This window comes from Streptomyces subrutilus, assembly GCF_001746425.1.
In the GTDB taxonomy this organism is placed as follows: domain Bacteria; phylum Actinomycetota; class Actinomycetes; order Streptomycetales; family Streptomycetaceae; genus Streptomyces; species Streptomyces subrutilus_A.
This window is the reverse complement of record NZ_MEHK01000001.1, coordinates 7,130,280-7,149,329: the sequence shown is the minus strand read 5'-3', so window position 1 is coordinate 7,149,329 and position 19,050 is coordinate 7,130,280. Positions and strand designations below refer to the sequence as shown.

13 protein-coding genes and 3 pseudogenes are annotated in these 19,050 nt (G+C 68.1%); 10 read left to right on the top strand and 6 right to left on the bottom strand.

All coding sequences use genetic code 11. The features are described from left to right. Window positions 1–73: 73 nt before the first annotated feature. Window positions 74–625 (top strand): annotated as a pseudogene (locus BGK67_RS32730) (GNAT family N-acetyltransferase); the annotation flags it as partial. A gap of 796 nt (window positions 626–1,421) precedes the next feature. On the opposite strand, the gene BGK67_RS32720 reads toward BGK67_RS32730, so the two are convergent. Further along, window positions 1,422–2,201: an SDR family oxidoreductase gene (locus tag BGK67_RS32720; RefSeq protein ID WP_069923436.1), complete on the bottom strand. Its 780-nt coding sequence runs from the start codon at window positions 2,199–2,201 to the stop codon at window positions 1,422–1,424. A 603-nt stretch (window positions 2,202–2,804) separates the two neighbouring features. Here BGK67_RS32720 and BGK67_RS40415 point away from each other — a divergent pair. Further along, complete coding sequence (locus BGK67_RS40415) at window positions 2,805–3,128, top strand: peptidase inhibitor family I36 protein (RefSeq protein WP_079154708.1); 324 nt, start codon at window positions 2,805–2,807, stop codon at window positions 3,126–3,128. 111 nt (window positions 3,129–3,239) lie between these two features. On the opposite strand, the gene BGK67_RS32710 is transcribed toward BGK67_RS40415, so the two are convergent. Further along, the gene (locus BGK67_RS32710; protein WP_069923435.1) at window positions 3,240–3,632 is read right to left on the bottom strand and encodes a hypothetical protein; all 393 of its coding nucleotides are present in this window, start codon (window positions 3,630–3,632) and stop codon (window positions 3,240–3,242) included. 179 nt (window positions 3,633–3,811) lie between these two features. Then, on the bottom strand, window positions 3,812–4,027 hold the full coding sequence (locus BGK67_RS32705) for a hypothetical protein (protein ID WP_069923434.1): 216 nt from the start codon (window positions 4,025–4,027) through the stop codon (window positions 3,812–3,814). A gap of 1,352 nt (window positions 4,028–5,379) precedes the next feature. On the opposite strand from BGK67_RS32705, the gene BGK67_RS32700 reads away from it, so the two are divergent. Further along, window positions 5,380–7,065, top strand: a complete 1,686-nt coding sequence (locus tag BGK67_RS32700) for a ribonuclease J (RefSeq protein WP_069923433.1) — start codon at window positions 5,380–5,382, stop codon at window positions 7,063–7,065. A 1,117-nt stretch (window positions 7,066–8,182) separates the two neighbouring features. Here the strand turns inward: BGK67_RS32700 and BGK67_RS32695 are convergent. Beyond that, window positions 8,183–8,389: an early set domain-containing protein gene (locus tag BGK67_RS32695; RefSeq protein ID WP_347878446.1), complete on the bottom strand. Its 207-nt coding sequence runs from the start codon at window positions 8,387–8,389 to the stop codon at window positions 8,183–8,185. 223 nt (window positions 8,390–8,612) lie between these two features. On the opposite strand from BGK67_RS32695, the pseudogene BGK67_RS41305 reads away from it, so the two are divergent. The 4 genes and pseudogenes from BGK67_RS41305 to BGK67_RS32675 all read left to right on the top strand — a co-directional run. Further along, window positions 8,613–8,819: pseudogene (locus BGK67_RS41305) on the top strand (hypothetical protein); the annotation flags it as partial. A 1,109-nt stretch (window positions 8,820–9,928) separates the two neighbouring features. After that, window positions 9,929–10,114 (top strand): hypothetical protein, encoded by a 186-nt coding sequence (locus tag BGK67_RS39215; RefSeq protein WP_167739523.1) that lies wholly within the window; start codon window positions 9,929–9,931, stop codon window positions 10,112–10,114. Window positions 10,115–10,247: 133 nt separating this feature from the next. Further along, a complete protein-coding gene (locus BGK67_RS32680; protein WP_069923430.1) occupies window positions 10,248–10,838 on the top strand; it encodes a hypothetical protein in 591 nt (196 codons plus the stop codon). Between the two features lie 559 nt (window positions 10,839–11,397). Next, complete coding sequence (locus BGK67_RS32675; RefSeq protein WP_107488910.1) at window positions 11,398–12,606, top strand: IS701 family transposase; 1,209 nt, start codon at window positions 11,398–11,400, stop codon at window positions 12,604–12,606. 203 nt (window positions 12,607–12,809) lie between these two features. Here BGK67_RS32675 and BGK67_RS36830 read toward each other — a convergent pair. Continuing rightward, window positions 12,810–13,022 (bottom strand): annotated as a pseudogene (locus BGK67_RS36830) (transposase); the annotation flags it as partial. Between the two features lie 410 nt (window positions 13,023–13,432). Next, window positions 13,433–14,572: a PucR family transcriptional regulator gene (locus BGK67_RS32670; RefSeq protein ID WP_069923428.1), complete on the bottom strand. Its 1,140-nt coding sequence runs from the start codon at window positions 14,570–14,572 to the stop codon at window positions 13,433–13,435. Between the two features lie 132 nt (window positions 14,573–14,704). Between BGK67_RS32670 and BGK67_RS32665 the strand changes: the two genes are divergently transcribed. From BGK67_RS32665 to BGK67_RS32655, 3 genes are all read left to right on the top strand, one after another. Then, a complete protein-coding gene (locus BGK67_RS32665) occupies window positions 14,705–15,715 on the top strand; it encodes a ferredoxin reductase (protein WP_069924288.1) in 1,011 nt (336 codons plus the stop codon). Window positions 15,716–15,722: 7 nt separating this feature from the next. Beyond that, window positions 15,723–16,841, top strand: a complete 1,119-nt coding sequence (locus BGK67_RS32660) for a fatty acid desaturase family protein (protein ID WP_069923427.1) — start codon at window positions 15,723–15,725, stop codon at window positions 16,839–16,841. A gap of 304 nt (window positions 16,842–17,145) precedes the next feature. Further along, the gene (locus BGK67_RS32655) at window positions 17,146–18,258 is read left to right on the top strand and encodes a hypothetical protein (protein ID WP_069923426.1); all 1,113 of its coding nucleotides are present in this window, start codon (window positions 17,146–17,148) and stop codon (window positions 18,256–18,258) included. Window positions 18,259–19,050 lie beyond the last annotated feature (792 nt).

The window sequence follows — 19,050 nt, the reverse complement described above, 5'->3', positions numbered from 1 at the left end:
CATTTCCAATAGGTCAGATTTCCGGTAGCCTGCCGCTCACGAGACCGGAGCGCCGGAAGGGAGCCAGCGAGCAATGAGAGACCTGACGCAGGGGCAAGAAATCGGGCCGTACGCAGTACGGCACGCCAGGCCCGAGGACGTACCCGGCGCGCGGAGCGTCATGCTCGACACGTTCTACCGAGAGTTCGACTACGGGTACGTGCCCCAGTGGCACGACGACGTCGTCGACATCCAGCGCACCTACCTCTCACACCCGCGCCACACCCTCGTCGTGGCCGTCCTGGGTGAAGAGGTGGTCGGCACCACCGCACTCAACTCCCGGGGCCCCGCCCACCCCCCGCACCCCCGCTGGCTCACCGACCGCTATCCGTCAGGGCGCACGGCCCAGCTCCTGCGGGTGTACGTACGCCCGGACCACCGCAGGCACGGACTGGCCCGAGCCATGGTCAGGGCCGCCTGCGAGTTCGCCGTGGGCGTCCCCGGCTACGACACCGTCTACCTGCACACGAACGTCGACATCCCCGGCGCGGAAGCCTTCTGGCGCAGCATGGCCGACGAAGTCTGCGACGCGCGGACGACGGGCGAGCACGGCGGATACGGGACCGTCCACTTCGAGATCCCGATCCACGTAGCGGCCACCGTCGGCCATCACCGACTGGCGTGTCCTCAAGACGCCTCTCGTAACGCGGTGGACCCGACTGGACACCGCCGCACACGCGGGGCAAGCGACCTCGACCGGCGGGGTTCTCACCAGCAAGCGGACCATCCCGCACTCGACGAACACGTGCTCCACCAGTAACGCGCTGACATGCGGAAAAAGGTCACCAAGAGGTCATGACACCGCACCACGGTCCCAGATCAAGCAAGGTCACCAAGGCAGAATCCGTTGATCGACCTCACGGAATGTGTGCCAGAAGCTCCGCGGGAAGTCGGTGTTGGTGAGTTCCGAGAGTGCTCAGCTGCTTGCTTTCCTGATGGGATCGTGCCGCTCACTGGTACGGCCCGGCTGAGTGCTTGATGCCTGGCTGTCGGTGTCCCCCAGTCGGGAGCAGTCGAACCAGTGTCCGACGGGGTGCTCCGGGCAGGTACGGCACTCGAGGATGTATACGCCGCCGGCGTCGCCGAGGCAGTGGCCGACAGAGTTGCGGGCGTCCCCGCCCCAGGCCCTGTCGACGACATCGTCCGTGCGGCACTCCACAGGCAGCCAGGTCCACAAGGACTCTCCGTCGAATTCCCAGCTCGCCACGGTCAGCAAGTGATCCATTCGGGTACCGCAGGTACCGCAATCGGGCCAGCAGGGTTCCTAGGTCCAGCCCGGGTACCCCAGCTTGATTCCGGGAGCCTCGGCCAGGTGGCGTGAGTACCGCAGCCCAGTCTTGGCGAGCAGTTCCTCGAGACGATCCATGAGAGTGCCCCAGTGATCACCCGGCCGCGATCGGTCCGAGGTAGGTACCGCCGGAGACATCGATGGTCTGGCCGGTCACCCAGCGCCCCTGCGGGCCCGCCAGGAAGCCCACCACGTCGGCGACGTCCTCCGGCTCGCCGATCCGTCCGAGCGCGGTGATCGACTCAAGCGCGGCCACCGCCTCGGGAACCGCGGCGTAGGGGGCGATCATGTCGGTCAGCACCACCCCGGGTTCGACCGTGTTCACGGTGATCCCACGCCGGCCCAGCTCGTTGGCAAGCGACGGGCCGAGAGCCGCCAGGGCCGCCTTGGTGACGGTGTAACCGATCTGGCCGGGTTCCGCGATCCGGGTGGCCGCCGAGCCCATGTTGACGATCCGTCCGCCATCGCGCAGCAGCGGCAGCGCCCGCTGGACCACGAAGATCGGCGTGCTCACGTTGATCGCCAGCAGCCGCTCGAACTCCTCCTCGGTGAGCTGCCCGATCGGACTGACCGAGTGGATGCCCGCGTTGTTGACCAGGATGTCCAGGCCGTCCGCGCCGTGGTCCGCCAGCCCGGCGATGAGCTTCTTGAACAGCCGGTCCACCGCACCGCTCTCGCCGAACCGAGCCTGCACTGCGAACGCCCGGCCGCCGGCTTCGGCGATCCGCGCCACGGTCTCCTCGGCGGCCGCACCGTTGCCGCCGTAGTGGACCGCGACCAACGCACCCTCGGCGGCGAGCCGCAGGGCGATCGCGCGCCCGATCCCACGCGAGCCGCCCGTCACCAGGGCAGTCCTGCCGTCCAGTTCCCCCATGATCGCCTCTCCCCTCGTGATGCCCCGGTCGAATCCGGGAACTCAGTGAAATGCGGTGCTGATCCTCTCGCGCCCACCCAGGTCGGTGCCGTGCCAGCCCAAAGGAGTCACCACTCGCCTTCGACCGGCCCGCTCAGATAACAATGGATGCCGTGGCACGTACGTCATGCCGTGCCCCCTCCCGTTGATCACTCGCGGACGCTCCCACCCTGCCGGAGCCGGGCCCTGATCGACAGGGCACCTCGGTCAGCCCTGTGGCGGGAAGACATGCTGGGCGCCGTGATCAATCTCAGCACCAACGGCTGTTCGATGATCCCCAAGGCCGTACCGGGCGGGCGGAGGTGCGACGGGTCATACGCCGGACTCTAGGACCGGGGTACGACAGACAGTCCACCGGGCCGGCGCCCCACGAATTCCAGATCCCCAGCTCGACACTCCGCGTGGGTGGTTTCGGAACTCGGCGATATGTCGACGCCACCGAGCCGCCGGCTGCTCTCCGCACCCGCCGACAAACGCTCTCCGTTCTCCCCTACGAAGCCACCTGAGAGCGCGGCTTGTGCTGCCAGGGTCTAGGGAGCGTATGCGGGTGTGACCGGGAAGTTCATGCCATGGCCGGTCCAGGCGCTGACCTGGAGCGGTAGTGATCGTTGGGCAGGGTGTGAACCACTTCAAGCGGATCCTTGCCGGGCTGTTGGCACAGTGGCAGCCCTGAGCATGGCGCCGGTCTCCCCCGCCCACGCGGCTGACGGGTACGACCGATGCCCTGACGGCTACTACTGCATGTTCTCGGGCATCGATGGCACCGGAGACATGGTCATGCTGAGGGGGAACAGGCCGGACCTGGCGGCACTCGGAATGAACGGCCGGGCCAAATCCGAACGGAGCGGGCCCGGCCTGTTCTCGTCTGCCACATTGCCGACCAGGTGAAAACCTGCATGAATCTGCTCGCCGCCATCGTCGAGCTCGGCGGTGAGCTGGAGCTCCCAGCTACCCGTAACGGGCGCTTCAGGGGCGCGGTCATCCCAGAAGGCTGCGCGGTCAGCGACGCCGGCCGCCGCCGATGCGGCGGTCGTCGGCCAGTGCGGTCAGCGGGCCGAACTCGCGGGCAAGCTGGTTCCACGTCAGAACCTCGCCACAGCGGTCCGGGAACTCCTTCGGGTTGAACTCGGGCATGGTCCAGGTGCCAGTGCCCCGGTCCCGCAGCCACAGGTCCCCGTCACCGTCGACCACAGTCGGCGGGACCGGTACGGGCTCGGCCTGATCGGTGGGCTCCCAGGTGACCCGGCCCGGGTGGGACACGCGGCGCAGCTCGGTGGTGGCCAGCCGCGCGGCCAAGTCACGGGTGGACTCTTCGGCGTCCTTGACCGACTCGAGTCGGTATGCGTCGTCAAGTACGGGCAGGGCTGGATTCTTGCTGCGCTTTGAACTCATACGCTGACTACCTCCGGTGGGGGGCGTCACATCCGTTATGGCACCCCGTAGAGGAACACGGTATCCGAGGCGGGAGCCGGGCCGGCTACGACCACTGTCCAGGTGGAGGCGCTGGTACACCGAGCGGTGGGGCTATGGTGAGCTGGGCCTGGACGTGGCGCAACCCGTAGTGGTAGCGCTCAGATATGGCGGTCCGGGTCCGAGAAGGTGAGGCCGCCGGGGGCGAACGGACGTCGGGCCGGGGCGGGTGCGGGCTCGGTCTCGCCGGGCGGCTGGCGGAAGTCGGCGCCCTGCTCGACCGGCAGCAGCCGGCGCCCACCCGCCTGGGCGGGTACGGGAGCGTCGGAAGCGGGCTCGGAAAAGGTGGGCAGCGAGAGTGGTCGACGGTCGGTCATGATCCTAGTCTCCCAGGTCCGGCCCTGCGGGTAGAGCCAGGCCGCTATCAGCGGTGATAGTCCTCTGGCCCTGGCCAGCAGGGCCAGGCTGGTTGTTTCAGCTCACCAGAACAGAGCGGTTAAACACACCACCGTGATATCGAGGACGTCCCGGGACCCCCATGCGGCGGTGAACCGGGCGCCCTCCCACATAAGTGCGCGGGTCAAGCTCGGCCTGTTGGAGATGTCGCCGGCCCGCAGGGGCCGTTTGACGCTCCGCGCCCGCCACCAGACCCCACGTGGCCAGCCCGCGGCCGATCTTCTCAACCTCTGGGGAGCGCTGCAGGACGGCCCGTACGGTGTCGATGTCTGCTTTCCCTATCCCTCAGAGTCTGATGGCATCTGATCAACTTTGGGTGGCACCGGACAGTCACGGCAGATCCTCTTTCTCGGGGAGGGGCGACAAGCGTGCGGTGACAGACGTCGGGACCAGGTGACATCTATCTCGACCAGTCACAGCCGCGCCCCGCCCGGCGGGGAGCTGCTCGCACAGAAAATCGAACACACAATGGAATAGAGGAGTCCGCATACCCAGGAGCGCGCCATGACTTCCCCCGCCCCCACTGCCAGAGCCCAGCCCGTCACGTGGGCTCCCAGTCAGACCGTGCCCTGCGCAAAATGTTGACTTGTCTGCACTAGTCATACGCGCGAAAAGGTCACGTCGAGGCGCCGGACAAGCCACTGGTGACGACAATGGCGGCCACACGGCGCTCTCCGTCCGCCCCAACCAGACAACGCCCCGGCTCCCGGAGCCGTCCCGCGTGTCCGGGACCGGCAAGCGGGATCACCACCGGCCTCGGTGGAGTGTCCACCGCTCAGACCGGGTCCGGGTTTGCAGATGGATGCGGCCGACATCGAGGCCGTTTCGACGATCCGAGTCCGAGGATGGCAGGCGGCGTACGCCGGCATCGTTCCCCAGACGTATCTGGATGTCATGACGGTGGAAGGATGCGGGTCAACGGCGGCAACCACCACCCGCTGCCGAGCAGCACGCTCGCGCTCCTCAAGCAGCCCCATCACCGACGGTATCCGGCACCTCCACCGAAGAGACGACACGACACCCCGCCTCTGCCACCGAGGCGCCGTCACTTTGCCTGACCAGCGGAAACGCACCCGTCACTATCGGAAAGACAACGGCTTCTCAGGGTGCACGTGTGTGCCCAGGCGCCGCGTGGGCCACTGTCCTCGAAGATGATCTTCCCGGCCTCGGTACGGGTCGCGCGCCCTGCGGTGAGGATCGTCTCGGAGCCGTCTGCCGGCTTCGGTGGAACCGGCAAAGGATCACTCGGTAGACCTTCCGGTAACGTCAAGGTATGAGTCATCCCCATCCCGAACTTCAAGCCGCCCCGCCCCTGCCCGCAGGAGGGCTGAGGGTCACCGCCCTGGGCGGCCTGGGCGAAATCGGCCGCAACATGACCGTTTTCGAGCACGCTGGCAAGTTGCTCATCGTCGACTGCGGCGTGCTGTTCCCCGAGGAGCACCAGCCCGGGGTCGACGTCATCCTTCCCGACTTCACCTCAATCCGGGACCGGCTGGACGACATCGTGGCCGTGGTGCTGACCCACGGCCACGAAGACCACATCGGTGGCGTGCCGTACCTGCTGCGCGAGCGGGCCGACATCCCGGTCGTCGGCTCGAAGCTGACGCTGGCCTTCCTTGAGGCCAAGCTCAAGGAACACGGCATCAAGCCCCGCACGGCACGCGTGCGAGAGGGAGACCGCAGGAGGTTCGGCCCCTTCGACTGCGAGTTCGTGGCGGTCAATCACTCCATCCCGGACGGCCTCGCGGTCGCCATCCGCACCGGCGCCGGGATGGTGCTCCACACGGGTGACTTCAAGATGGACCAGTTCCCGCTGGACGAGCGCATCACCGACCTGCGCGCCTTCGCCCGCCTAGGCGAGGAGGGAGTCGACCTCTTTCTCACCGACTCCACCAACGCGGAAGTCCCCGGCTTCACCACCTCCGAGCGCGAGCTGAATCCGGCGATCGAGCAGGTCCTGCGCACCGCGCCGCGGCGGGTCATCGTCTCCAGCTTCGCCAGCCACGTGCACCGCATCCAGCAGGTGCTGGACGCCGCCCACCAGCACGGACGCAAGGTCGCCTTCGTGGGCCGGTCCATGGTCCGCAACATGGGCATCGCCCGCGAACTCGGCTACCTGAAGGTCCCCGCCGGCCTGGTGGTGAGCATGAAGGAACTGGAGCAGCTCCCGGACAACAAGATCACCCTGGTCTGCACCGGCTCGCAGGGCGAGCCCATGGCGGCCCTGTCGCGCATGGCCAACCGCGACCACCAGATCCGTATCGGAAAGGGCGACACCGTTCTGCTCGCCAGCTCCCTGATCCCCGGCAACGAGAACGCCATCTACCGGATCATCAACGGCCTGACCCGCTGGGGCGCCAACGTCGTCCACAAGGGCAACGCCAAGGTGCACGTCTCCGGCCACGCCAGCGCCGGTGAACTCGTCTACTGCTACAACATCGTCAAGCCCCGCAACGTGATGCCCGTGCACGGCGAATGGCGCCACCTGCGCGCCAACGCCGACCTCGCCATCCGCACCGGCGTCGACCCCGACCGGGTCGTCATCGCCGAGGACGGCGTCGTCGTCGACCTCGTCGACGGCCACGCGAAGATCACTGGCAAGGTGCCCGCCGGCTACGTCTACGTGGACGGCATGACGGTCGGTGGCGCCACCGAGGCATCCCTCAAGGACCGCGTCACCCTCGCCCAGGAGGGCGTGGTCACCGTCGTGGCCATCGTCGACGCCAACACGGGCATGCTGGCCGAGGCCCCCGACTTCCTTGCCCGCGGATTCGAACACGACGACACCACCTTCGCAGCCGTCATCCCTGTGATCGAGAAGACCCTGGCCACCGCCGCCAAGGAAGGCGTGGGCGACGCGGTCCAGCTCGAACAGCTCATCGCACGCGCGGTGGCGAACTGGGCGTTCCGCACCCACCGGCGCAAGCCCCTCATCATCCCGGTAATCATCGACGCGTGATGCCTGAGGCGGGATACGGCCGGTCGGCGCACAGCCCACTGCCGGCGGCCGCATCCCTTCCTACGCTGCCTGAATGAGCATCAGATCTTGTGCCCGCCGCGGGGCACTCTCCGCTACGGCAGCCCTCTCGGTCGGTGCGGGGGTCCTCCTCGCACCGACCGCCACGGGAGCTCCACGGGCCGACCGTTGCCGCCGCGGCCGTCGACGCGTCGCTGCTGCACTGCCCTGGAGCCCACGTGCGCGTACAGCAGGGAGCCCCGGGCTGCCCCGACGTCTCCGCCCTGTCCTGGCTGGTGGCCGACGTCCGCACCGGAGAGGTACTCGGCGGCAACACCGGCGGCCATGGCGGCAAGAGTGGCACGCCTGGATACGAATTGGCTCATACGCCACATGTTGGTGGCCCGGCCTGCGACGTTTCCAATGATCATCGTCCGGGCCACCCGGATGGACGAAGCAACGACATCGACAACCTCCGGAAACCACTGACCCCACTCATGTGGGCCCTGCTCAATCAGCGAAGCGCTCACCCCGCCATCGCCCAGACCCCCGACCTCACCGAACGGCGGTCCGCCGCAGCAGTGCCGTCAGTCGTCCCGGGCGAGGATGAGGTCGGCTGCGTGGTGCGGGCAGGCAGAGGTGTGCCAGGTCACCGACAGGAACCCCCCGTCGGCGCTGAGAGTCCGCACTGCACCGGGGCCGCAGTGGCCTGGCAGAACCCGCAGAAGACGGCCTTCAACGGGAGCAGGTCCGCCGAAGGGCGGCATCGTGACGTCGGTTCCATCGTCTGCTCCTGCGGTGCCGGCACGGGCGATCTCTCACCACGGCTCAACGCGCACACTTACCCGCCGAATGGTCCCAGCAGCCGCGGGGCGTGCACGGCGAAACCGTGAAAAACCCCGGCAACAGCGAGCGGCAGCGCTCCGACGCCGAGCTCGGTCATCTTCTTCGCACGATCTCGCGGCTGTGGCCATCAGTGGGTGTTCCTCTGCCCCTGGCAGGTGAGGTGTGGGCGGGGGCGGACCGCTCGGTGGATCCGCCCCCGGGCATGTGGGCTCAGGTGTGCAGGAGGCTGTTGGTGCCGTCGTGGCCATCGGCGTGGTCCTCGTCGAACCAGTAGTCACCCGCCGCGAGGTAGCGGAAGCACGCTCTTCGTCGGCAGACCGACGGTGACGGCGCGGGTGTCGTCCTTGCGGGGCTCCAGGACGTGGGCGCCGGGCTTCCACTGGTTGAAGTCACCGACCACGCTGACCGGACCGGGCGGGATGTCGGCGGGCAGGACGAAGGTGACCTGAGCACGGTCCTTGAGCAGCTTGCGTTCGAGCATGGCAGAGGGCTCCTGCAGACAGGGCGGCTGCTTCGGGCTCATCCTGTGGCCCCGATCGCAGGCAGGCACCCGCACGCGGCCGCCGGGGCCACGGCTTCACCCGCCCGGCACTCCAACGAGCGGCGATACGAGGCTGGGGGCCCTGCCGGTACTCAGGGTGTCTGCGGCATGTGTACCTACGTCGCCCTGACCCAGCTCGGCGCTGAGCAGCGGGTGGGGGCTGCGGGGCACGGCGAACGTGCGGGTGCACACCCCCGCGGTGGAGGAGAACGCCTGGACCTTCAGCCACTGCGTCGTCGAGGTGGTCACCGACGACATGCCGTCCCCCGTGGACTCCGTGACGAACGAGCTGTCCCGCCACGGGCGCGGCATCCACGTCGTGATCCACCCCCAGGTCGTCGTCCGCGATCACGTGATCAGCGCGATAGTCCGGAGGAGCACCGAAGTTCCTTACTCACCGAAGACACTCCGGCGCGACACGGGGTTCGACCACCCCACGCCACGTGCGCACCGTGGCAGGTCCATGCCAAGCGGGATACGTCCAGCGCTACTACCTGCACACCCCCGGGCTTCCATCCGCTGTCAGTGACGTGGAGTGTGGTCGCTTTCCCTGCTCTGAAAGCGTGCTACCTGCCTGTGTACGTCCCCGTGACCCTCAGACTCCCGCCCTCGCCCTTCAACTGCACGTCAGACGCGGCCTTGGACCCGAAGTGCCAAGAGTCCACCCCGTCAGGTCCATGGCCAAAGCGTCAAAGTTCCACCCTTGTCCTGCACAGATACAGACCCAGGGGTCGGGCGTCGAAATAGCCTGGCACCCGTGATCAGCGCGATACGCCGTGGGGGCAGCGAAGCCCCATGACGTGCGCCTGAAGAGTCTTGATGCCTGCAACTTTCCGGGTCTCACCGTCCCTGACCCGCTTGTTTCAATATCGAGTTGGCCGATTTCGACCCGGTGCATCTCCCCTCGCTGCACAGCGTCGATGCAGACGGGACACCCACGTCACGCCGTGGCGGCGCTGTGTCTTTTCCTTCCCACTGACGACACGCAACGGCGCGCGACAGGAGCCAGAGGACATGCGAGCCAAACAGGGCGATGCCCAGAGAGAGGACGACAAGATGAGCCGCAGCACGGAACCCATCGCGCCGATTCCGGCACTCGAACTCCGATGTGGCGGACTCCACGTGACCATCCAGCGCGTACCGGTGTCGCTGATCACACTCGTAACCACTGCCGCCGGCACAGGAGCCGCATGGTGGGCTCACCAGTGAGCAGCGTGCGCACCCACCCCGCCCCCCCCTTCCGCACCCGCACGGGTCTGGTCGGGACCGGTAGGGGACGGGGTAAGAACGGGGCACCTGCGGCCCCAAGTTCTCACCGGTCTAGAGTTGATGGCGCGGACGGCAGAGCGGTTGAACCCCCGTCCGTGTCCGTCTCCCTGAACTCCCCTCGCCGGTTGCTCGGGCTGGCATTCCGCAAGTTCTGATAGCCGGGCTTCCCGCATCTCGCACGTCTCGGGGGTGTGGTTGAGGTGGGCGGTGGTGAGGCCGACCACGGAGCCGGTGTCCGTGGTCGGCCTCACCACCGCCCTGCCCCGCTTCGCCACCCACGTGGAACTCCACCGCGGCCTCACGCTGTCCCGCTCGGGCGACAAGGCAGGAAGGGTCGCCTACGCGACAGCCTCGATGGACACGCTGCCCCCGAAAGGCACAGCCGGCACAGCCTGACCCTGCGCATGCTCCTCGAAGAGAGCAATGGAAGCGAGGCGTATCGACGGGTGGCGTCGGTGACGCCACCCGCCCCCCCGTGGTGGCTTAGGGCGCCTACGGTGAGCTGCGGGGCGGCGGATAGCGTGCGGGCATGGCGATGATGGGGAAACGACGGGTCCTGTACCGGCAGGGCACCGGGTTTTGGCGGATGACGGCCAAGTGGGTTCTGGTCTTCGGGGCCCTGTACCTGCTGGACGGCGGGCTGCTCCGGTCGTGGGGCGACGCTCTGGTCTTGCCGATGATCGGGATCCTGCTGTGGGTGCCATTGGGGATCGGCGTCGTCTGGTACCCGAAGAAGGACCAGCGCGTCGAGCTGACGACGGGTGAACTGCGGATACGGCGCAAGCGGCTACCGATGGAGAAGGTGAACCTGCTGCATGTGGCGCGGCTGTGGCTGGAGGGGCGGTCAACCGCCGACGATCAGCCGGTGGGGGAATGGAGACGGTTCGACCGGGTGGTGTGGGTGCCGTTGCGGGACGGCCGGGCATTGGGCGTGGAGTTCCGCGACCCGGCCGCGTTCGCCAAGGTTTTCGGCGCCTTCGCGGTCGCGGCGTGCGGCGGGCCCGACATCGTCCGAGCCAGGGCCGCAGCAGAGACCTACCCGGAACCGCTCCCGCCGCAGCCCCGCCGCTCCGCCGATGACGCAGGCTCCTGGCTGGACCTCCTGGACATTTTCAACTGACAGGCGGAAACGGCGGCAAGGGCAGCGCTCCGTTCTCGCGCTGCCGCCGGCGCGACAACGAGGCCGGCCGTCGCCGGGGGTGAAGACCTGCGCGTGGACGGGTCGGCCCACCGCTGACTGTGCTCGACAACCAGGCGCTTGCGGCAGGCCCATGCCTTCATCGTTGGGGGGGTGGCACGTCTTCGACGGCTGGTTCGGCTGGCCCCGTGCCACAGCCCTGCGGGGGAAACTGCTCGTGTAGCTGGCGGGGGATGGCCGAGTATCCGCTCGACTGGACCAGGCGAGCAACCTCCAGCCCTGACGCGGCATTGGGGCGGCGGCGAATTCTACGTCCACCTGCCGCCGCTGCGAATCTCAACGCTGTCCACCGTCCGCAACGTCTGATCAAGCCTTCTCCTAGTACTGCTTTGTTCGAGGACGGCCGGTGGGCCGACCTGGACGGCACACGGGAACGGTTTTGCCGCATTCCCAGCTTCCGCAGATGAAGACGTCGAGGTTGATTAGTAGTGCTTTGTTAGCTGGGCTTGTCATGGTTGGGGTCTGGTAGTTCGCTGGCTGTATGAGGGCTGGGGAACTTGCGGCGGTGCGGGCTCGGCTGGAGGAGTTCGCCTCTGACGTGTTCGCGCCGCTGGTGCGGCGGGACCAGCGGGCCAAGGGCTCGCTGTATCTGCGTGGGCTGCTGCTGGACGGCCGCAGGAAGTCGATGCAGCCGATGGCTGACCGGCTCGGGGTCGATCATCAGCAGTTGCAGCAGTTCATGACGTCTTCGACCTGGCCCGTCGACCAGGTGCGGGCCCGGCTGGCATGGCGGGCGGTGGCCGCGGTGCGGCCGCAGGTGTGGGTGGTGGATGACACCGGCTTTCCCAAGGACGGTCGTTCCTCGCCCGGGGTGGCCCGCCAGTACTCCGGCACCCTGGGCAAGGTCGGCAACTGCCAGATCGGCGTCAGCGTCCACGCCGCCTCGGACACCGCCTCATGCCCGCTGTCCTGGCGTCTGTTCCTGCCCGCTGCCTGGGACGGGCCTGAAGCCGAGGCCCGTCGGCGGGCCTGCCGGATCCCCGACACCGAACACCACCGGCCCAAGTGGCAGCTCGCCTTGGACATGCTCGACGAACTCGACGGCCACGGGCTGCGGCCCGCCGTCCTGGTCGCGGACACCGGCTACGGCGCGAACGCCGTCTTCCGCCACGGCCTTGAAGACCGCGGCCGAGCCTACGTGCTCCAGGCCAAAGCCGAGATGACCGCCTACGGCGAGGACGCCGAACCTCAGCAGCCGGCCTACGGCGGCCTGGGTCCCCGGCCGCTGCCCCGTTACCGCATCCGCCCGGTCTCCTTACGCGAGCATGTACTGGCCGCGGGCCGCGGCAGCGGCCGGACCGTGACCTGGCGCAAGGGCTCGAAAGCGGCGATGAGCTCGCACTTCGCCCTTCTGCGGGTCCGGCTCGCCGGACGTCGTCCCAAGCCGGCCGACGACGGCACGATCCCGCTGTCCTGGTTGATCGCCCAGTGGCCCGAGGACGAGAGCGAACCGGTGAAGTACTGGATCTCGAACCTGCCCGCCGACATCCCCGCCAAGGACCTCATCCGCCTGGCGAAAGCCCGCTGGCGGATCGAGCACGACTACCGCGAACTCAAGACCGCTCTGGGCCTGGACCACTTCGAGGGCCGCTCGTTCACCGGCTGGCACCGGCACGTCACCCTCGTGACCGCCGCCCACCTGTTCCTGACCGAACAGCGGAGGACCCCAAAAGCCCCTGCCAGGGCCTGACCCTCTACCAGGCCCTGGACCTCCTCCAACACCTCATCGCCACCTGGACCGGCACCTGCCCCACCTGCCGACAACCCGTCCCAAGGCCCCCCGACACCAGCTAACAAAGCACTATTAGGAGCTGTCCGGGCGATCACGATCGGAGCCAGATGATGAGGGCTGCCGTGGTCACGGTTCCAAGGAAGACGTAGCCGCGCTTGTCGTAAGAACTCGCCGCCCTGCCGGGGCGGACGGCCCATGGTGTGAGGCTGCCGCTGGGGTGCGGGCCGGCGCAGGACCCGGTCCGACCGCATCCGGGCCAGGACCTGGACCGGAAGGTCCCGCAGGAGGTGGGCCAGGCGTGGTGCGTCGTATCCGGCGTCCGCGATGACAAGGACTTCCGGGTCGCCGACCTGCCACTGACCTGCGGTGATCAGCCCGCTCGATCAGCTCGCGCAGAGCAGGGCTGCGATGCCGACGATCGTGTGACGGTACTTGCGGGTAGTCATGCTCGATCAGCGACACAAAGGCACCTCAGTCACCCCGGATGAAGCGCCTGCGTTACCGGGAAGGGTCCGCAGCGGAAGCCTGGTCGGCTGCCAGAAGTGTCACGATCAGTAATGAGAGCAGCAGTGCGGCCACCACCCCGGCAAGGGGTGGCGGCCCGCACTGCTGCCCCGGGTCAGCAGCTCCGGCAGCAGCGTCCCGGCACCGGTGCGACGAGACCCCGGTCTCATCGGGCCAATACAGCTCTCCCCCGGTCCCATGACCCATCTGATGGCACCGAGAACGAGGGCATGATCTCTGGACCGCTCGCGGACGCGGTCGTGGACGGTCGACGTACGCGTCAGCTGACCCGAAGACCGACTGCCAGCGTCAGTTCAAGGACCCGGTGCGGCGATGCGAGATCCGGAAACAGCTCTCGCAGCTGCGCCATCCGGTACCGGACCGTTTGGGGATGGACGAACAACGCCGCCGCCACCTCGTCCCGCTTGCCCTGGTGCAGCAGCCACGCTCGCAACGTCTCCTCCAGCCGCCGTGCCGTCGCGACAGGCAAGGTGCGCAACGGTGCGAGGGCTCGGGCACGCAGGTCTGCGAACGCCTCCACGTCGGCGCTCAGCACCAGCTCGGGCAGGTGGTCCTCGGTGTCGCGAATATCAGAGGAGAGGGAGCGCGCGCGTACGGCTCGTGCGTACGAGGCGGACGCACGAGTCCATGGCCGGGCCGGGCCGACCACGGCGGTACGGTCGGGCAGCCGCCTCAGGAGATGTGCTCGGTCGGCATCGGGGACGAGGAGCACACCGGAGGCGTCCGGCAGATCGTCGAGGACAAGGGTGCTCGGGTCGAGCGCGCGGTAGGCGGGCCGGGCCTGGGCGGCGGGCAGCAGGACCGCGGTCAGCGAATCCGGCGGCTGCCACCCGGCCCGTTGAGCAGCGGCAAGAAGCACGTCCGGGCTCGCGCCGGCGAGGAGGTCGCGGGCCAGTTGTTCCAGGTGGCGCTCGTGGGCCCGGCCCCGGGCGGCCAGTTCGTCGGCGTGACCCGCGGCGCTCGCGGCGGAGAGCTCGTCGATGTAGGCGAAGGTCAGCTCGGCGAACTTGGCGACCTCGGCGGCGGGCAGGCCTGCGGGTACGGCACCTGCGGCCAGGCCTCGCCAGGCCACGCGGGCGCCGACCCGGTAGGCGCTGAGCAGAGCGTCCATCGAACGTCCGTCGCGGACCTCGCCGCGACCCAGCTCGTAGGCCGCGTCGCCGGCGTCGCCGCCCGTGGCGTTCCCGCTCGCGAGGTCCAGGTAGAGGCCCAGGGCGGTGCGGACGGCTCGACGGATGGTGGCGCCCATGCGGCCCGAAAGGGCGTTGGCGTAGGGAGGGACTTCGTCGATGATCGCCCGTACGACCTCGTCGGCGGTGGTCCTCAGCGCGGCCCGAAGCGCAGTGACCGTCGTCTCATCCAGGACCAGTTCACTGGCCCTCCGGATTGCATGGCTCACGATTTTGTTCCCTGCGAACAATTCAACTGATCAGATTCACGTCCTGCGGACAGGACTTTACCCCCGGAAGCCCAGCAAGCTGGGGTCATGACGAGTGCAGCCCTTCGCAGCAGGGCGTGGAAAATGCTGGAGATGGTCACGACGCCGCTGCTGCCGTCGGACTATCTCGACCTGGTCAGTCCGCTGCGTGCGGGCGCGGACCTGCGTGGGCGCATCGAGGCCGTGCAGCCCGAGACGGGTGACGCCGCGACTGTCGTGATCAGGCCGGGACGGGGCTGGCGCGGCCACACAGCCGGTCAGTACGTGCGGATCGGGGTCGACGTCGACGGGGTGCGCCTGTGGCGTGCCTACTCCATTACCTCGCCGACAAACCGCCAGGACGGCCGGATCGCGATCACCGTGAAGGCGATCCCGGACGGCAAGGTCAGCAACCACCTGGTCCGCAGGGCGAAACCGGGCACGCTGGTCCAGCTCCACCAGCCGGCCGGTGACTTCGTGCTGCCGCAGGCCAAGCCCGCCAAGGTGCTCTACCTGACGGCCGGCAGTGGCATCACGCCCGTGATGGGCATGCTGCGCGACATCGAGTTCGACGACGTCGTCATGGTCCACTGCGCGCCGCAGCCGCAAGACGTGATCTTCCGCAACGAACTGCACGACCTGGTCGCGGACGGGAAGCTGCGGCTCACCGAGGTGCACACCGACACGGACGGCATGCTCGACATCGTCCGTCTCGACGAACTCGTGCCCGACTGGGCCGAGCGCGAGGCCTGGGTTTGCGGCCCCGCGGGCCTGCTCGACGCCGCCGAAGAGCACTGGACCGAGCACGGCGTACGAGAGCGCCTGCACACCGAACGCTTCCGCCCCCGCATCGTCGTCGCCGGCGACGGCGGCGAGGTCACGTTCAGCGCCACCGGCAGGACCGTCGCCGCGGACGGCGCCACGCCGTTGCTGGACGTCGGCGAGAAGGCCAGCGTGCTCATGCCCTCCGGGTGCCGCATGGGCATCTGCTTCGGCTGCGTCACGCCGCTCAAGGCGGGCGCCGTACGCGACCTGCGCACCGGTGAGATTACCGAGGCCGGGCCGGGCGTCCTCATCCAGACCTGCGTGTCCGCCGCGGCGGGCCCCTGCGACATCGAACAGTAGGAGCACCTTGACCGCCATCGACCCCACCGCCCACCTGACCGCGGAGCAGATCGAGGAGCTCGGCCGCGAGCTGGACGCGATCCGCGACGAGGTGATCGCCGACCGCGGCGAGAGGGACGCCGCCTACATCCGCAAGGTCATCTCGGCGCAGCGCAAGCTCGAGCTGGTCAGCAGGGGCGTGCTGCTGTTCTCGTTCTTCCCACCCGCGTGGCTGCTCGGCACAGCGGGTCTGTCCGTGGCGAAGATCATGGACAATATGGAGATCGGCCACAACATCCTGCACGGCCAGTGGGACTGGATGCGGGACCCGAAGATCCACTCCACCACCTGGGAGTGGGATCACGTCTCGCCGTCCGAGCAGTGGAAGCACTCGCACAACGAGCTGCACCACACGTACACCAACGTGATCGGCAAGGACAACGACCTCGGCTACGGCATCATGCGCGTCGACGAGGACCAGAGGTGGCACCCGTTCCACCTCGGCCAGCCGTTGTGGAACTTCATCAACGCCTGCTTCTTCGAGTACGGCATCGCAGCGTACGACCTGGAGCTCGGCAAGAACCTGCACAAGCGCCGCCGCAAGAGCCCGGAGTTCCGCGCGCGGGCCAAGGCCGTGGGCCGCAAGATCCGCAAGCAGGTACTCAAGGACTACGTGATCCACCCGCTGCTGTCGGGCCCGTCGTTCCTCACCACGCTCGCCGCCACGTTCACCGCGAACCTGGTCCGCAACATCTGGACCCACTCGGTGATCATGTGCGGGCACTTCCCCGAGGGCGTACAGGTCTTCGAGCGCCGGTCGATCACGGGCGAGACGCGCGGGCAGTGGTACCTGCGCCAGATGATGGGCTCGGCGAACATCAGCGGCAGCAAGGCCATGCACTTCATGACCGGCAACCTGTCGCACCAGATCGAGCACCACCTGTTCCCGGACCTGCCGAGCAACCGGTACGCCGAGGTCGCGGTGAAGGTGCGCGCGCTGTTCGAGAAGTACGAGCTGGAGTACGTCACCGGGCCGCTGCCCAAGCAGGTGTTCTCCGCGTGGCACAAGGTCTTCCGGCTCTCGCTGCCGAACAAGAAGCCCAAGGTCAAAACGCCGGATCGCGAGCAGGAGCTCGTCGCGGCTTGATTCCCGGTATTGGTTCACCTCTTCGGGCCGTACCGGCGGCGCCGCCGGTACGGCCCGAAGAGGTGGAACAGGTATGCGCCTGCCGACCGGGTGGCTTCCTTTTGACGCGGTTACTACGCCGCTGGCTTTGTTCACGAGAACCGACAGCAGATGTTCACCACTTCGGGAGGCACCCGGCACGTCGGGGATTCGAACGGTGGCCCTACACGCCATGGCGGTGCACAGTCCGCGCTGCGGATGAAAAACACGTTGGACGGTCCGCCACAGAGTTGCGACGATGCCCCTCTTTCTTCGCGGAGGACGTTTGTTCGTTTTCGTCTGTGCGGGATGTGGCGCCGAGCTGACCATCCCGCTGTCCCCGGTCGCGCTGCCGACCCATGCTCATCAGAAGTACGGGAACGGGATCCAGCTCCCGGTGCTCATGGAGTCGGGCACATTCGCCGTGGAACCGGAGCCCTGGGGGGCGCCGTGGCGGAAGTGGGGGGAGATTGACCCGGACGAGGCGGCGGCCCGCGGCATCTACGCTCCGCTCTACGCCCTGTCCGACGGCGCACCCGGCACCGTCGTCATCGCCCCCGGGGATACCCGTGGCACCGTGCTCGTCCCGCACGAAGCCGGCGGCTACTGCTGCGGCCTCGACTGGGGTGACGGCCCGAACATGGCCTGCGAGGCGTGCGGCCTGCCGGTGGCGAGCCGGATCGACGACTGCTCACTCTGGCAGGCGGTCTGGCTCGCGCCGGACGCCGTGCACCGCCTCCCCGTCGACAACACCGACTCCCACACCGCAATCCTCTCCTGGGAGGAACTGCTGGAGAAAGGGGTGGCCACGCCCCCGATCGAGCCGATCACCAGATGGGGCTCGCTCCTCGGGCTGGACCACTGGTGGTCCTGGAGCCCACAGTGGGAAGCGGCAGCAGGCCGGGCCCTGGCCCACCTCCTGGCAGCTTCCGACGGCCGACCGGTAACAGTCCCGCCCGGCCTGATCGGGGAAGTGTTCCAACGCGCCCTCGACGCCCTACTGCCCGCGGACCAGCCAGCGCGACGCGCCGTCCTGGCCGGACCAGGACTGTCCGCCCCCGGCCCGGACGCCGCCATGATCCTCGTGCCGACCCACCCGCAGACGGGGGAACTCTGGAGCCCGGCCGGACCGGACGCATCTGCACGCCCCGTGCCACTGCCGTTCGGGATATGGATGTGGATGGCCTTCCCTGAACCACACCTCCACCTCCCCACCTCGGGAACCATGCCCGACGGCGTACTGCGCGATGACCCGCCGCCGCCACGCCCCCACCACCTGTTCCGAGCCGACCCGGGAACCTTCCAGCGCACCCTGGTCCGACTGCCAGAGGTCCGCAGCCCATGGCTGCGCGAGATCCTCGACAACCTCACGCACCACATGCAAGCCGGTCTCTTCTAAGCCGACTGCCAGACAACGCCGGTACTCACGCTCCGGAGCTGCGCAATCGAACAGCACCAGGTAGTGGTGCCTCCCGAAGTGGTGAACATCTGCTGTCCGTTCTCGTGGACAAAGCCACGCCGCCGGGAACCTCCCGACCTGCCTGGCGCCACTGCCGCTCGAGGGCGTCGTAGATCGGAGAATCCGACACCCACCAGCCGCCCGCCCGCGCGTCGGCGGTAGGTAGGCGGCAGATGTCCTCGGCAAGATTCCTGATACTCGTCACACGTGTCCGACGGCTGCCGGGGGCAACCCGGTTACGGCAACACCGAAGGCTCCGAGAGGCGGTGCCCCTGGTCACAGGCAGGTGGTGAACCGGCCGTCGGGGAGGTCGGCGGTGATCCGTTCCACCAACTCGGGATCCAACATGGATCGATCGTAGAAGGCCGCTCGGATACAGCAAACAGGAATCAGCAAACTGTTCCCCGCCAGACGATCTACTGCTCAGACAGTCGCCCACGACCAGCACGAGCAACCCGAGGACCGACCACACCAGCCCTTTGACCTGCGGCTTCAAGTTGGCGAAGGCTCAGTGACGAAGCCGTCATCCTGCGCCGGCCCTTAACCGCTGACCGACCGCCGGATGATTCTCGAAGGGCCGTATCGACGAACCCGGCGGCGATCTGCGCCTACCAGGTCGGATCTGGCGTGGGTTCACGTTCAATCCGCCGGATGCGGTCGCGCGGGAAGCCGGCCCGCTCAGGCCAGGCTGCGGCAGAACGGGTGGCCTCATGGGACGGCCCGGCCACCGGG

What these genes read in the sequence shown, in the direction of transcription:
- BGK67_RS32720 (WP_069923436.1), bottom strand. Translation starts at nt 2,201, where the DNA reads ATGGGGGAACTGGACGGCAGGACTGCCCTGGTGACGGGCGGCTCGCGT.
- BGK67_RS40415 (WP_079154708.1), top strand. Translation starts at nt 2,805, where the DNA reads ATGCCATGGCCGGTCCAGGCGCTGACCTGGAGCGGTAGTGATCGTTGG.
- BGK67_RS32710 (WP_069923435.1), bottom strand. Translation starts at nt 3,632, where the DNA reads ATGAGTTCAAAGCGCAGCAAGAATCCAGCCCTGCCCGTACTTGACGAC.
- BGK67_RS32705 (WP_069923434.1), bottom strand. Translation starts at nt 4,027, where the DNA reads ATGACCGACCGTCGACCACTCTCGCTGCCCACCTTTTCCGAGCCCGCT.
- BGK67_RS32700 (WP_069923433.1), top strand. Translation starts at nt 5,380, where the DNA reads ATGAGTCATCCCCATCCCGAACTTCAAGCCGCCCCGCCCCTGCCCGCA.
- BGK67_RS32695 (WP_347878446.1), bottom strand. Translation starts at nt 8,389, where the DNA reads ATGCTCGAACGCAAGCTGCTCAAGGACCGTGCTCAGGTCACCTTCGTC.
- BGK67_RS32680 (WP_069923430.1), top strand. Translation starts at nt 10,248, where the DNA reads ATGGCGATGATGGGGAAACGACGGGTCCTGTACCGGCAGGGCACCGGG.
- BGK67_RS32675 (WP_107488910.1), top strand. Translation starts at nt 11,398, where the DNA reads ATGAGGGCTGGGGAACTTGCGGCGGTGCGGGCTCGGCTGGAGGAGTTC.
- BGK67_RS32665 (WP_069924288.1), top strand. Translation starts at nt 14,705, where the DNA reads ATGGTCACGACGCCGCTGCTGCCGTCGGACTATCTCGACCTGGTCAGT.